14 protein-coding genes and 1 pseudogene are annotated in these 14,151 nt (G+C 64.1%); 12 read left to right on the top strand and 3 right to left on the bottom strand.

All coding sequences use genetic code 11. The features are described from left to right. Positions 1-431: 431 nt before the first annotated feature. The 3 genes from IVA96_RS16750 (at position 432) to IVA96_RS16740 (ending at position 4,629) form a co-directional block, all read left to right on the top strand. Positions 432-920, top strand: coding sequence for a (2Fe-2S)-binding protein (locus IVA96_RS16750; protein ID WP_247282023.1), 489 nt, complete (start codon positions 432-434; stop codon positions 918-920). Further along, complete coding sequence (locus IVA96_RS16745; RefSeq protein WP_247418274.1) at positions 917-3,199, top strand: molybdopterin cofactor-binding domain-containing protein; 2,283 nt, start codon at positions 917-919, stop codon at positions 3,197-3,199. The genes IVA96_RS16750 and IVA96_RS16745 overlap by 4 nt, the downstream gene beginning before the upstream one ends. 335 nt (positions 3,200-3,534) lie before the next feature. Further along, positions 3,535-4,629 carry an HD domain-containing phosphohydrolase gene (locus IVA96_RS16740; RefSeq protein WP_247282021.1) on the top strand — a complete coding sequence of 365 codons (1,095 nt, stop codon included), beginning with the start codon at positions 3,535-3,537 and terminating at the stop codon, positions 4,627-4,629. Positions 4,630-4,692: 63 nt separating this feature from the next. On the opposite strand, the gene IVA96_RS16735 is transcribed toward IVA96_RS16740, so the two are convergent. Together IVA96_RS16735 and IVA96_RS16730 are read right to left on the bottom strand one after the other, a co-directional pair. Further along, the gene (locus tag IVA96_RS16735) at positions 4,693-6,273 is read right to left on the bottom strand and encodes an ATP-dependent acyl-CoA ligase (RefSeq protein WP_247282020.1); all 1,581 of its coding nucleotides are present in this window, start codon (positions 6,271-6,273) and stop codon (positions 4,693-4,695) included. A gap of 137 nt (positions 6,274-6,410) precedes the next feature. Further along, positions 6,411-6,821 carry a VOC family protein gene (locus tag IVA96_RS16730; protein ID WP_247282019.1) on the bottom strand — a complete coding sequence of 137 codons (411 nt, stop codon included), beginning with the start codon at positions 6,819-6,821 and terminating at the stop codon, positions 6,411-6,413. A gap of 124 nt (positions 6,822-6,945) precedes the next feature. On the opposite strand from IVA96_RS16730, the gene IVA96_RS16725 reads away from it, so the two are divergent. The 5 genes and pseudogenes from IVA96_RS16725 to IVA96_RS16705 all read left to right on the top strand — a co-directional run bounded on the left by IVA96_RS16725 (position 6,946) and on the right by IVA96_RS16705 (position 10,015). Then, entirely contained in the window at positions 6,946-7,920 is a 975-nt protein-coding gene (locus IVA96_RS16725) for a tripartite tricarboxylate transporter substrate binding protein (protein ID WP_247282018.1), read from the top strand. A gap of 146 nt (positions 7,921-8,066) precedes the next feature. Beyond that, positions 8,067-8,369: a DUF3551 domain-containing protein gene (locus tag IVA96_RS16720; RefSeq protein WP_247282017.1), complete on the top strand. Its 303-nt coding sequence runs from the start codon at positions 8,067-8,069 to the stop codon at positions 8,367-8,369. An 84-nt stretch (positions 8,370-8,453) separates the two neighbouring features. Then, positions 8,454-8,912, top strand: coding sequence for a metalloregulator ArsR/SmtB family transcription factor (locus tag IVA96_RS16715; RefSeq protein WP_247282016.1), 459 nt, complete (start codon positions 8,454-8,456; stop codon positions 8,910-8,912). An 11-nt stretch (positions 8,913-8,923) separates the two neighbouring features. Then, positions 8,924-9,190 (top strand): annotated as a pseudogene (locus IVA96_RS16710) (SRPBCC domain-containing protein); the annotation flags it as partial. Between the two features lie 87 nt (positions 9,191-9,277). Beyond that, the gene (locus tag IVA96_RS16705; protein ID WP_247282058.1) at positions 9,278-10,015 is read left to right on the top strand and encodes a DUF899 domain-containing protein; all 738 of its coding nucleotides are present in this window, start codon (positions 9,278-9,280) and stop codon (positions 10,013-10,015) included. A 78-nt stretch (positions 10,016-10,093) separates the two neighbouring features. Here the strand turns inward: IVA96_RS16705 and IVA96_RS16700 are convergent, their stop codons facing one another. Continuing rightward, positions 10,094-11,341: a serine protease gene (locus IVA96_RS16700; RefSeq protein WP_247282015.1), complete on the bottom strand. Its 1,248-nt coding sequence runs from the start codon at positions 11,339-11,341 to the stop codon at positions 10,094-10,096. A 198-nt stretch (positions 11,342-11,539) separates the two neighbouring features. Between IVA96_RS16700 and IVA96_RS16695 the strand changes: the two genes are divergently transcribed. From IVA96_RS16695 to IVA96_RS16680, 4 genes are all read left to right on the top strand, one after another. Further along, positions 11,540-12,157 carry a hypothetical protein gene (locus IVA96_RS16695; protein ID WP_247282014.1) on the top strand — a complete coding sequence of 206 codons (618 nt, stop codon included), beginning with the start codon at positions 11,540-11,542 and terminating at the stop codon, positions 12,155-12,157. Next, positions 12,144-12,518 (top strand): transcriptional regulator, encoded by a 375-nt coding sequence (locus IVA96_RS16690; RefSeq protein ID WP_247282057.1) that lies wholly within the window; start codon positions 12,144-12,146, stop codon positions 12,516-12,518. Before IVA96_RS16695 ends, IVA96_RS16690 begins: the two co-directional genes overlap by 14 nt. A gap of 27 nt (positions 12,519-12,545) precedes the next feature. Next, entirely contained in the window at positions 12,546-13,334 is a 789-nt protein-coding gene (locus IVA96_RS16685; RefSeq protein WP_247418271.1) for a di-trans,poly-cis-decaprenylcistransferase, read from the top strand. Positions 13,335-13,443: 109 nt separating this feature from the next. Then, entirely contained in the window at positions 13,444-14,130 is a 687-nt protein-coding gene (locus IVA96_RS16680; RefSeq protein WP_247282012.1) for a DNA-3-methyladenine glycosylase I, read from the top strand. Positions 14,131-14,151 lie beyond the last annotated feature (21 nt).

Raw genomic sequence — 14,151 nt, 5'->3', positions numbered from 1 at the left:
GGTCTCCTTCCAAGCCATCGGCAAGCCCTCCTTGCCGAATAGTTGACCTGTTACCCATGTCGCCGGTCTAGTCTGTTACCCATGTAGCCGGTTTGGACCGCGCCACCTTCTCCCACAAGGGGAGAAGGGACACTGCGCCGCCGTTTCGTTTCATTACTCTAGCGCGCCAAGTTACCTGAAAGAAACTGCCTGAATACGATGGCACGCATGTCGGATGCGCTTGCTGTTGTGTCCAGTGGCTGCACCGCGTCCTTGGCGCGGCGCACAACGAGCAAGTGCAGAGCTGGTTTTTTCGACCCATTCCAAATTGCATTTGCCTCCGCGCGTTAACGCGATCATGCTCGCCGTCAAGGTCGACGCCAGCCCGGTGGGCGTCCGCCGCACAAGTTGCCGCCGTAAGCGGCTTCATGCACCGGCAGGGGAAGACGCCTATGCCAACACTCACCATCAACGGGCGGAGTCTGTCCGTGGATGCGGCGAACGACACGCCGCTCCTCTGGGCGATCCGCGAGCAATTGCAGATGACCGGCACCAAGTTCGGCTGCGGCGCCGGGCTGTGCGGTGCCTGCACCGTGCACGTCAACGGCGAAGCCGTGCGTTCGTGCCAGACCATGGTCGGAGACGTCGCCGGCAAGAAGATCACCACCATCGAAGGCCTCTCCGCCAAGGGCGATCATCCCTTGCAGAAGGCGTGGATCGCCGAGCAGGTGCCGCAATGCGGCTATTGCCAGTCCGGGCAGATCATGCAGGCAGCCTCGCTGCTGTCGAAGAATCCCAATCCGACCAAGGAAGAGGTCGTCGCTCACATGGATGGCAATCTCTGCCGCTGCATGACCTATTCGCGGATCCAGAAGGCGATCATGCGGGCCGCGTCCGAGATGCGCACCGCATCCACGGCCACCGAACGGAGGCCCACATGAATAAGCACGTGAACAACGTCGTCCCAGAGGCGACCGATCTCAGCCGCCGCTCCTTCCTCGTCGGCACCGCCGCGACGGGTCTCGTGCTCGGTTATTCTGGCGTGCCCGGCATCAGCGACGCGCTTGCGGCGCCTTCGAACTTCGAGCCGAGCGTCTGGTATGCGATCTCGCCGGACGGTCTCGTCACCGTGACCTGCGGCAAGGCCGATATGGGCCAGCATATCGCCTCCACCATGGCGCAGATCGTCTGCGAGGAACTGGGCGCGAAGTGGAGCGACATGCGCGTGTCGCTTGCCTCCAACGACCCGAAGTTCAATGATCCCGTACTGGGCGCGCAGATCACCGGCGGCAGCTGGTCGACGATGATGAACTTCGACGCCATGAGCCGCGCGGGCGCCGCGGGCCGCATGGCACTAACGGAAGCCGCGGCTGCCGCCATGGGTGTGCCGGCCTCGGAGCTCGTGGTGCGCGATTCCATGATCGTGCATCCGAAGTCGAAGAAGCAAATGTCGTTCGCCGATGTGGTGAAGAGCGGCAAAGCGACCAAAACCTTCACGCCGGATGAGCTGAAGGCGATCAAGCTGAAGACGCCGGATCAATACACCATGATCGGCGTGTCGGTGCCGCAGCTCGACATCCCCTCTAAGACCAATGGCACGGCAAAGTACGGGATCGATGTGATGTTGCCGGGCATGGTCTATGGCGCGGTGGTCACGCCTCCGGTGCGCTTCGGCGCCACGGTGACATCGGTCGACGACAGCGGCGCCAAGAAGGTGCCGGGCTTCATCAAGGCCGTCACGCTCGACGACAAGACCGGAACGACGTCGGGCTGGGTCGTCGCGGTGGCCGGCACCTACGCCAACGCCAAGAAGGCGGCGCAAGCGCTGAAGATCGCCTATGACAATGGTCCGAACGCCAAGCTGTCGAGCCAGTCGCTGCTCGATGAAGCCAAGCGGCTTCAGATGTTAGAGGATTCCGGCCAGTTCTTCGTCAAGGACGGCGATCCCAATGCAACCCTCGGTTCGGCGGCCAAGGTGGTGGAGGCCGAATACACCACCAGCATCAACATCCACGCGCCGCTGGAGCCGATGAACGCCACAGCGGAGTTCAAGGGCGACATCCTGCACATCTATTCCGGCAACCAGTTCGCGACGCGCTCCGGCGCGATCGCTGCAGGTGCAGCCGGGATCGATCCGAAATTCGTGGTCATGCACCAGATGTGGCTGGGCGGCGGCTTCGGCCGGCGTCTCGATGCCGACATGATGATTCCGGCGGTGCAGGCGGCAAAGGCGGTCGGCAAGCCGGTGAAGGTGATCTATTCGCGCGAGAACGACATGACGATGGATTTCTCGCGCCCGCTTACCTATCAAAAGGTCAAGGCCGGCGTGGACGGCGATGGCAAGCTCATTGCGATCAGCCACGACGTGGTCTCGGCCTGGCCGACCGCGCGCTGGGGAATCCCCGACTTCCTGACGCCGTCGGTCGACAAGAAGGGCCCGCTCGATTCCTTCACGGTGAATGGGGCCGACTTCTTCTACACCGTGCCCAACCATTATGTGCGCGCGATCAAGAACGAGCTCGCGCACAACGCCACGCCGTCCGGCCAGCTCCGTTCGGTGGCGCCGGGCTGGACCTTCTGGGCGGTCGAAAGCATGATCGACGAGATCGCGGCGGCCACGGGCAAAGACCCCGCGCAGTTCCGCATCTCGCTGCTCGATGGCGCCGGCAAGAACGACGGCGGCGCGCAGCGGCTGCGCAACACGCTGCTCGCCGCGATGGGACTGTCCGGCTATGGCACCAAGCAGCTGCCGAAAGGCGAGGGCATGGGTGTGGCCTGTGTATCGTCGCAGGAGCGTGCGACTGCGAGCTGGACGGCCTGCGTCGCCCATGTCGCGGTGGCGCCATCGGGTGAGGTGACGGTGAAGAAGCTCACGGTCGCAACCGACGTCGGCACCCAGGTGCATCCCGACAACATCCGCGCCCAGGTCGAGGGTGCGGCGCTGTGGGGCCTGTCGCTGGCGATGTACGAGAAGGCGACACTCAAGGACGGTGGCATCGAGCAGACCAATTTCGACAGCTATACGCCCTTGCGCATGAGCCAGACGCCCGAGGTCGCCGTCGCCGTGATCGCCAACGGCGAGAAGGCAACTGGCGTCGGCGAGCCCGCGGTGACGGTGGTGGCGCCCGCCATCGGCAATGCCATCTTCAACGCCTCCGGCGCCCGCGTCCGGGCGCTGCCGATCACGGCCGAAGCCGTGAAGGCGAGCATGAAGGCGTAAGGCTGGCCAAGACAGCTTGAGACGATCCGCCGGAGGGCAACCTCCGGCGGATTTGTTTTGGCGCCGCCTCCACACTGTCGCTGTCAAGCCGGGCGATGACAGCGGAGGGTGTGGCTATGGCGCCCAAAATTCCCCTTATTCCTCAATGGCCCGCTACTGTGCATGGGGTTGTTTTTCGACTTTTTTGTTTGGAGCCGCCCCACAGCGGAAATTCCTCAAATTGCCTCCAATTGCGCAGGGTTCCATTGAGGACGCCTCTTAAGGGCCAGAGAACCTGATCCGGCTTAGGCTTAAGGCCAATACGCACGTGCTCTCGGTACCCTTTTGGGGAAGTCATGAACGCCTCAGCCAAACCTGCCGCCAAACGCCGGCTTCTGCTCGCTTCCGACCGGAGCGACGAGAGCAGCGAGCTCGTCAGCATCCTGAAAGCGGTCGGCGAGGTCTCGACGGTGACGACCCAGGACATCCCCGACAGGCCGTCGCGGGATCTCTCCGGCCTCGTCGTCGACATCAATCTGCGCTCGCCCGAGAGCGTGCAGCGGGTGCGCAACAAGCTGCGCGGCGACGCCTATCGGTCGATGCCGCGCCTGTTCGTACTCGCCGATGCCCTCCACCACGGCACCATGCAGGCCTGGGCGCTGGGCGCCACCGACACCATCTCGCGCCCGCTGCAGGCGGACGCCATCCTTCAGCGCATCCGCTCAGCGTTCCCGGACACCGCCCTCTATGACGCGACCGACCGCGGCAAGACGCTCAACCGCGGCGTCGAGGCGGCGCATGCCGTCCTGGCAAAGATGTTCGAGAAGCTTCCGCTCGGCGTGCCCCTGACCTTCGACGACGTCATTGCCGCCGAGAGCAAGATTCTGAAAGCGATCAAGCACTCCTCGTTGCGCGAATGGCTCACCACGGTCGGCTGTCACCATGTCGGCAGCTATCGGCATTGCCTGTTCGTCACCGGCTTTGCCGTCGCCTTCGCGCAGCATCTCGGCATGCGCGAGGACGACCAGCGCCGCCTGACTCGCGCCGCGCTGCTGCACGACGTCGGTAAGGCCTTCGTTCCCTCCGCACTGCTCGACAAGCCCGGCAAGCTCACCGACGAGGAGATGACCGAGGTGCGCCAGCATCCCCGCCGTGGCTATGACGCGCTCGCCGCGCAAGGCGGCTTCCCGCCGGAGATGCTCGACGTGGTGCTGCATCATCATGAATTCCTCGATGGCTCCGGCTATCCCAACGGCCTGTCGTCGAACCAGATCAGCGACATCGTGCGGCTGACGACAATCGTCGACATCTACGCCGCTCTCGTGGAGAAGCGCGCCTACCGCATGCCATTCACCCACTCGCGTGCGTTCACGATGATGGAAGGCATGGGCGGCAAGCTCGACCAGCAGCTGTTGCAGGCGTTCCGCCCGGTGGCGCTGGGATCGTTCTAAGCGAGACGCTGCAATTCCAGAGGCGCGCGGCCTGCTTACCCTCCCCTCCAGGGGAGGGTGAAGTCACTCCACCATCTTGCGCAGCTCCGCCTTCGCCACCTTCTCCAGCGTCGAGCGCGGCATGTCGTCCACGAACCTGATCTCGCGTGGCACCTTGAAGTCGGCGAGGCCGGCGCGGCAGGCCGCCATCACGCGATCATGCAGATCGCGTACCGCACCGGCGACGCCGCCCTGCGGAATGATGAAGACGACCGGCACCTCGTCCAGCATCGGATGCGTCTTCGCCACCACCGCCGCCTCGCGCACGCCGGGAACGAGCGCGATCACCTGCTCGATCTCGGAGGCCGCGACGTTCTCGCCGCCGACCTTCAGCATGTCCTTGGCGCGGTCGCCGAACTTGATGTAGCCGTTCGCCAGCCGTTCGACACGGTCGCCGGTAAGGAAGAAGCCGTGCTCGTCAAAACTCTCGCGCGTCGCCTTCTCGTTGTGCAGATATTCGGCGAACAGCGATAGACCGGGGATGCCCTTGATCGAGAGATTGCCGGTGCCGCCGACTTCCGTCGGCCGGCCGTCGTCATCGGTGATGCGGATCTGGTACTCCGGCGCGGCGCGGCCGATCGACATGGGTATGTTGGGCTGGTCGACCTCGCCGACGATGCCGTGGGTGATGGTCTCGGTCATACCCCACCAGCCGATGATCTTGACGCCGAACGCGGCGAACGCCGGCGGCTCGTTGATCGCGCTGCCCCACAGGCGGAATTTGTGATCGTGCGGGATCTCCTGCTCGAGCAGCGCTTTCATGCAGAACGGAATCGTCGAGGTCCAGGTCGCGCCGTGCTCGCGCGCGACGTGCCAGAACCGGCTGGCGGAGAAGCGCGGTTGGATCACGCAAGTGGCGCCGACCCACAGCGTCGCCAGCATGGAATAGGCCAGCGCGTTGGTGTGGAACAGCGGCAGGTAGGTCTGGTGCACGTCGCCGGCATGAAGGTCTTCATGCGCGGCGTTGATCTTGGCGCCCCACAGTGTGTTGGCGTGGGTCCACAGCACCGCCTTGGGGCGCGACGTCGTGCCCGATGTGTACTGCACGCTGCACGGCGCGAGCGGATCGGGGGCGCGCCTGGGACGGTCGGCACTGTCGGCGAACAGGGATTCAAAACTGTCGCCGCGTGCGACCGCTTGCGCAGGCGCTGTGCCCGCATCGTGTGAGGTCACCGCCATCCAGCGGATGTTGCGGCAATTCTGCGCGACGACTTCCGCATAGGACGGCTGAGTGATCGCGGCGGCCGCGCCGCAATGATCGGCGAAGTACGCGATCTCGGCTGGCGCCGAGCGGGTGTTGGTGGTCACCGCGATTGCGCCCAATTCGACGCAGGCGAACCAGGCCAGCATCGCCTCGATGCAATTGTCGAGATGGATGAGCACATATTCGCCGGGCTTGACGCCGCGCTTGGCGAGGCCCGCCGCGAGCGCGCCGACCCGCTCGTGAAACTCGCCATAGCTCCAGCGCCGCGCCGGCGCATCGAACGGCGCCCAGATCAGGAACGGATGTGAGTGGCGCACCTCGGCGCGCAGCTTCAGCAGCCAGGGCACGTCGAGCCCGTCGAAAGGGCCTATGATCCCGGCGGCGGTCTGTGGATTGGTCATGTGTCCTCCCGTGCAGCCCTGCATCTTGATGGCGGCTGTCTTTGGATGATTGCGTCTTCCTGCCATTGGACAGCGCGGGGAGCAACTCGGCGGGGCGGCATGGAACAGCCAGCGCTCGCTCTCTCGACGAGCGCGCCCTATTCCGCGTAAGACGAGATCTCGATCAAGCTGCCGTCGGGATCCCGGCAATAGACCGAGCGCAGCGTGCCGCGGGCACCTTGCCTCGGGCCCGGCCCTTCCTCGATCGCAACGCCGTGCGCCTGCAAATGCGCCATCACCTCTTCGGGCGTGGAGGAGGTGAGGAAGCACAGATCCTCGCTGCCGGCGGTCGGGTGGTCCGCGGTGAACCACTCCACCTTATCGCCATCGCGCGGCCGCACGTTGATCTTCTGGTCACCAAATACGAGCGAAGTCCGCGGCGCTTTGCCGCCGCCGGGGTCGAACACCTTGACTTCCATGCCGAGATTCCTGCGGTACCACTCCGCAGTCACTGCGACATCGGCGACATTGATCACGAGATGATCCAGGGCATGAACCTTGACCGGCATGTCTTATCCTTTCGTCGTGATGCGCCCCGTGCACTTTCCGCCTGCGGCAAGCTTTGTTACAACCGCGCCGACGCCACTTTCAAGATATCCGTCTTTCAAGAACAACACTGGGAGAACCCTTGAGATGATCACTCGCCGTACCGCGCTGGGCCTGCTCGCCGCCAGTCCGCTTGCAGCCGCCCCGCTGTCCAAGGCCCTTGCCGCCGATTATCCGGCCCGTCCGGTGAAATGGGTGGTCGGCTATCCGCCGGGCGGGGCCACCGACATCCTGGCGCGGCTGATCGGCCAGCGGCTGTCGGAAAGGCTAGGCCAGCAATTCGTGATCGAGAACAAGCCGGGCGCCGGCAACAATATCGCCACCGAATCGGTCGTCAACGCCGAGCCCGACGGCTACACGCTGCAGCTGGTCAACCCGGCCAACTACATCAACGCCTCGCTCTATACCAACCTGAAGTTCAACTTCGTGCGCGACATTGCCCCGGTCGCCTCGTTCCAGCGTGTGCCGAATGTGATGACGGTCAACAAGGACGTGCCGGCCAAGACCGTCGCCGAGTTCATCGAATATGTGAAGGCCAATCCCGGCAAGGTGAACATGGCCTCGTCCGGCAACGGCACCTCGGTGCATCTGTCCGGCGAGATGTTCATGGCCATGACCGGCTGCAAGATGCAGCACGTGCCGTATCGCGGCGCGGCGCCCGCGATCACCGACATGCTCGGCGGCCAGGTGCAGGTGATCTTCGACAACATGCCCTCGATCATCCAGCACATCCGTTCCGGCAGCTTGCGTGCAATCGGCGTCACCACCACGGAACGCTCTGCGCAATTGCCCGACGTGCCCGCGATCGCCGAGACCGTCAAGGGTTATGAGGCCAGCGCGTTGTTCGGTATGGGCGCACCCAAGAACACGCCCAAGGAGATCATCGCCAAGCTCAACAATGAGGTCAACGCGCTGATGAAGGAGCCCGACATGACCAAGCGTCTGGTCGAGCTCGGCGGCGAGCCGCGGGTGCAGACGCCCGAGGCGTTCGGTGAGGAGATCAAGGCCGAAACCGAGAAATGGAAGAAGGTCGTCGAGTTCGCCGGCCTGAAGGTCGAGTAGATATCTTGTGATCAACGCGCTTGAAGCCCTGCCGTCCGGCAGGGCTTTTTTCTTACGCGCGCTACACTCGATCTGGAATAAATTGGCGCGACCAAACCTGATGAGGATGGTGGCGTATCTCACGCCAGCAGGAGAGGAGTTGGATCATGCGCAATATCCGATTGGCGCTGCTGACGCTCGGCGTGACGGTCCTTGCCGGTTTCGCCGCCATTCCTCCAGCCGCCGCGCGCGACTATCCCTGGTGTGCCCAGGGCGGCGAGTATGACTATCCCGGTGAATGCGCCTACAGCACCTATGAACAATGTCAGGCCAGCGTCTCCGGCCGGCTGCTGTTCTGCGATCGCAATCCCCGTTTCGGCTACGGCCAGCTGCAGCCGCTGCAACCGCAGCCGCGGGTGCACCGCAGGCGGGCCGTCGCGCCGTACGAGCCGCGCCCCACGTCCCACTGACCGCTGCCTGATCACGCGCTCGTGCAGAACCGCGTGCGGGCTTTCTCGCTTGACGCGTCACCGTTCGCGGCTATACTAAACCTAATGGTTAAGTATCAGGACGAGACGCTGGACCGGACCTTTGCGGCGCTATCCGACCCGACGCGGCGTGCCCTGCTGGCGCGGCTCGGCGAGCAGGACGCCCTGTCGGTGAGCGAGCTGGCCGCACCGTTCCCGATCTCGCTGCCGGCGATCATGAAGCATCTCGACGTGCTCACGGATGCGGGTCTGATCGTGCGGGAGAAGACCGGGCGAACGGTCGCCTGCCGGCTCACCGCGCAGCCGATGGAGCAGGCGATGAACTGGCTCAATCGCTACGCCCAATTCTGGTCCGACAATCTCGATCGCCTCGCCGCCTTTGTGGAGGAAGAGACATGGCCAACGCAGCCGCCGCCGAATGCTCAACCGAACGCCCAAAGGAAAGTCCAAGCCTCACGCTCACGCGCCGGCTCCGCGCGCGGCCGGAAAAGGTCTACGCGGCCTGGACGCAAGCCGAGCAGCTAGCGCAATGGTTCGGGCCGCCGAACATGAAGCCGGCGACGCTTCGGGCCGAGCTCGACGTTCGCACCGGCGGCAGCTTTCGCATCGGCTTCACCCGTGACGACGGCGAATATTTCGAGGCCGGCGGTACCTATCGCGACGTCGTGCCGAACGAGCGGCTGGTCTTCACCTGGGCCTGGCATTCGACGCCGGAACGCGAATCGCTGGTGACGATCACGCTGAAGCCGGACAGCGCCGGCACCTTGATGGTCTTCCATCATGCCCAGTTCTTCGACGAAACCGCCCGCGACAATCATTTGCGCGGCTGGAGCTCGTTCTTCGACAAGCTCGACGCCTTCGTCGGCTCACCCCGATCAGAGGAGGATACCATGCAGCAACATCAGATCGTCTCGCGCGAGCAATGGATCGCCGCCCGCAAGGTTCATCTGGCCCATGAAAAGGAGCTCACTGCCGCCCGCGAGCGTCTGGCCGAGGAGCGCCGTGCATTGCCCTGGGTCAAGGTCGACAAGAACTACGTGTTCGACGGACCGAACGGCAAGCTGACGCTCGGCGATCTCTTCAAGGGCCGGCCGCAGCTCGTGGTGCAGCACGTGATGTTCGCACCCGATTGGGACGCCGCCTGCAAGAGCTGCTCGTTCTGGGCCGACGGTTTCGAGCGCATGGTGCCGCACCTGGCGGCGCGCGACACCAGCATGGTTGCGATCTCGCTCGCGCCTGTTGCCAAGCTCGACGCGTTCAAAAAGCGGATGGGCTGGACCTTCGACTGGGTCTCCTCGGGAAGCAACGACTTCAACTACGATTATGAAGTCTCGTTCACGCGCGAACAGATCGACAAGGGCGTGCCGAAGTACAATTTCGGCACCACGCCGTTCTATGGACCCGAGCTGCCCGGCATCAGCGTGTTCTTTCGCAACGAGGCGGGCGAGATCTTCCACACCTACTCATGCTTCGCCCGCGGCCTCGATATGATGAATGCCGCCTATCAGTACCTCGACCTTACGCCGCTCGGCCGTCACGAGGACGGTTTGCCCTATCCGATGGACTGGGTTCGCCTGCGCGACGAGTACGAACCGCAGGCGGCGAAGGAGGCGTGCTGTCACGGCTGAGAGGCCGCCTCGTTCAGCCATGTCGTCCTGGCATTCGTCGGGACGATGGCGGCGTGTGGGACGCCGCCAGCCGCCGTTCTACCGCTTCGCGTCGGCCTGCTCGGTCGCATTGCACGAGATCAGCATCGTGTAGGCGCGGGCATTGCCGGCGATGTCGGTGGTCTTGAGCTCGCCCTTCGGCTCGGCGGTCTGGTAGGGCACCACGGAATTGTCGAGGAAATCGCGTAGCGCGCCGGTTTTGATGGCGAAGTTGATGTTCTCGGGAATATCGCCGGTCGCAGCGGCGATGCGCAATCCGGGGATCTTGCCGGTGACCACGCCCACGATCTGGCCGGTGGTGTCGAACAGCGGGCCGCCACTATTGCCGGGTTGCACGGGTGCACTGATTTGCAGAAAACGCGTGTCATTGCGCATGCCGCTGAGCGAGCTCACGATACCGGTCGTCACGGTGAAGTCCGAGCTGAGCAGTCCGTGGTAGGGAAAGCCGATCGCGACGACGGAATCGCCGGAGTGAAACGAGCGGTCGCGGATCCGGGCAAAGTCCTTGAATGCCGTCGGCGACGGCGCCTGAAGGAGAGCAAGATCATTGTTGGCGTCGGTCGAAACGACGCGCAGCACCATTGCGGCCTCGCCGGTGAGATTGCCCCTGATGTCGCCGACGCAGCCATTGATCACGTGATTGTTGGTGACAACATGCCCGCTGGCGCTGACCACAAAGCCGGTGCCGCTCCTGGCCCTGGCAACTTTGCTTCCAGCCGGCGGAGACGCCTGCTTCTCCGCCGTGGCCGCCGGCTTGGCCGCACCCTTGGTGAAGTCGCCGGCCTTGTCGAGCCCGTCGGCCTTCACCTTGCTCACGCAATTGGCCAATGCCGCGATGACCGGCCCGGTCGATGTCAAATCGAAATTCAGTACGGCGCGGCCGGCTGTTGCCACCATAAGGCTCGCCTTTTGAAACGTACGCACGACATTGAGCGGCATAATGGCCGTGAGCATGTTGGACTGATACGCCGTAGCGTACAGCCTAGCTTGCTCCTGCCCGTCAAAGGTCACGTCGATCGCGGCGTTCTCGCCCTTGTTGAAGCGGTAACCGGGACTCGCAAAGGCGAGCGACCAGGTGCCGGCGGCGTTTTGGCTGACGACGAGGATGACGCCGTTCGCATAGGGCGTCGTCGCAGCGCAATGGGAGAAGCCGCCCGTTTGGTCATTGCTGAAGGCGCCGCCGATCCAGTTGCCGACATTGACGGAGCCGAACGGTCCCGCCGCACGCGCGGCGTTGATGACACCCACTTGCAACAAAGACGCAACGACAAACGATTTAAGCCACATACCAGCCCCCGGGAATGCTTTGGCTGCATCTTAGCCGTGGCGGGATCGGCAACGCAACCGGCAGTTGCCCGCGCGGACAAGATCTCCTTGCCGCGACATTCGGGCTTGCCTTTACTTTGCAGTGCCATATACTTTGCAATACAAAGCGGCGGGAATGATCCCGGGAAGCATGAGCGGAACGAGATTTTGGCATTGCCAATGCGCGATCTCGACAAGGCACTGGCCGATATCGTGGCGATCCGCAGCCAGATCGCGGCGGGCACCGCGTTCCGCGGCTACGGCCCGGCGACTATGGCGGCGACAGGTGCCGTCGCGCTCATCACTGCGATCCTGCAATTCTGGCTGATCGGCGATCCCACCAGCCAGCCGCTCGCCTTCTTCACCGGCTGGTTCATTGCCGCCGCGCTCTCCGGCCTCCTGATCGGGATCGAGATGCGCGCACGCTCGCGCCGCCATCATTCCGGTCTTGCCGATGCCATGATCTACCAGGCGGTCGAGCAGTTCCTGCCGGCAGGCGCTGCCGGCGTGCTGCTTGCGGTGGTGATGTGGAAGTTCGCGGCCGAAACGCTGTGGCTGTTGCCCGGCTTGTGGCAGATCCTGGTGTCGCTCGGCATCTTCGCCTCCGTCCGCACGCTGCCGCGCACCGTCGCGCTCGTTGGCGCCTGGTATTTCGTGTCCGGCTTTGCGGTGGTGACGCTGGCGAGCCAGACCAAGATGCTGTCGCCATGGACCATGGGTCTGCCCTTCGTGATCGGACAGTCGGTGATGGCTGCCATTCTGTATTTCGCATCCGGAGACCATGATGTCGAAGTCTGACAGCGCGCCCTTCTCCTATGAGGGGCTTGATCGCGTCATCCACGAGAAGGCGAGGCTCGGCCTGCTGACCTCGTTGATGGCGCACCCCAAGGGGCTGGCATTCGCCGACCTCAAGCAGCTCTGCGGCCTCACCGACGGCAATCTCAGCCGGCACATCGCCGTGCTCCAGGAGGCCGGCCTCGTCGAGGTGACCAAGGGTTATGAGGGCAATCGCCCGCACACGACCTGTCGTCTTACCAAGTCCGGCCGCCGCCGTTTCCTCGATTATCTCGCCGTGCTCGAACGCCTCGTGCGCGACGCCGCCAAGGCCGCCGGCCGCGAGGCCCCGCCGCTCGGCCGTCTCGGCTTCGCTTCGGCTTGATCCCCTTTTTTGACCGGAGACTTTGTAATGCAAAGTAAGCCTGTGTTCGACGACAAGCTTCACGTTGGCATCATCATGGACGGCAACGGTCGATGGGCGACGCGGCGCGGCCTGTCGCGCCTGCGCGGCCACGAGGCCGGCGTCGAGACCATCCGCCGCATCGTCGAGGCCGCGCCAAAGCAGGGCATCGGCACGCTGACGCTCTACGCCTTCTCCACCGACAATTGGCGAAGGCCCAAGGCCGAGGTCGCCGCGCTGATGACGTTGCTGCGCTTCTATCTTTCCAATGAAGTGCAGAGCCTGGTCAAGAACGGCGTGCGCCTAACCGTGATCGGCCGTCGCGACCGTCTGCCCGACGGCATCGCCAGCGCGATCGCGCGTGCCGAAGAGGCGACCGCCCATGGCAGCACGCTGCATTTGCGCATCGCCGTCGACTATTCCGCGCGCGATGCCATCCTCAATGCCGCGGCCAAGGCAGCGGCGCTGACCAGCCTCACCCGCGAGGCGTTCTCGCAACTGGTCACCGGCGAGGCCAGCCTGCGCGACGTCGATCTCATCATCCGCACCTCGGGCGAGAAGCGGCTGTCGGACTTCCTGCTCTGGGAAGGCGCCTATGCCGAGCTGCACTTCACAGAGCGGATGTGGCCCGAATTCGACGCGGGCGATCTCGCCGAAGCGCTCGCTGCTTTCCACGGCCGCGAACGCCGTTTCGGCGGCCTCCAGGCGATCATGCCCGAGGAGTGCCCGCGCTCTCGCGAGCATGATGGGACGCGCGTGATCGATCTTGGCCTGAGACGATCGCCGGCGGTGCCATGATCATCGGTGCGAGAGCACGCTGCGGCACGCATGGCGACCGGGTCGCGCAGGACTGGACCAGATCATCGAATTCTGATCTCGTGACGCACCCTCAACCGCTCTTGTCCGCATGACCTCCTTCAAGACCATTCGTGCCCGCGCCGAGAAACGCAAGGGTGGGCCCAAGGCGCTGGAGAAGTTGATGCCGGCAAGACCAGACCTCAAGCGGCTGGCGAAGCTCGGCGACGACCGCATCCTCGCCGAGATGACGAGACGGGTGTTCTGCGCCGGCTTTGCATGGAGCGTGATCGAGTCGAAATGGACCGGTTTCGAAGCCGCCTTCCTGCATTTCCAGCCGGCCAAGCTCAGCTTCCAGCCCGAGGATTATTGGGAAGGCCTGCTGCGCGATACACGCATCGTACGCAATGGCGCCAAGATCATGTCGGTGCGCGACAATGCCGCTTTCGTACAGGAGATCGCGAAGGAGCACGGCAGCTTCGGCAAGTTTCTGGCGAAATGGCCATCGTCCGACGAGATCGGCCTGCTCGATCTCCTCACCAAGCGCGGCAGCCGGTTAGGGGGCAACACCGGCCAGATGCTGCTGCGCTTCGTTGGCTGGGACGGTTTTGTGACCTCCAAGGACGTTGTCGCCTGCCTGCGCGGTGCAGGTCTCGACATTGCCGAAGAGGTGAGATCGAAGGGTGATCTCGCCAAGGTGCAGGCGCAATTCAACGCCTGGGCCGAGGAGACCGGCCTACCCTACACCTATCTATCACGCATCTGCGCGCTGTCGGCCGGCGGAGACCGGAGCGAGTAGCGGGTTAGTGGAAGGCCGTCG

Source organism: Bradyrhizobium sp. 159 (genome assembly GCF_023073795.1).
Lineage (GTDB): Bacteria > Pseudomonadota > Alphaproteobacteria > Rhizobiales > Xanthobacteraceae > Bradyrhizobium.
The sequence above is the reverse complement of the archived record's forward strand: the minus strand, read 5'-3'. Positions and strand labels throughout refer to the sequence as shown.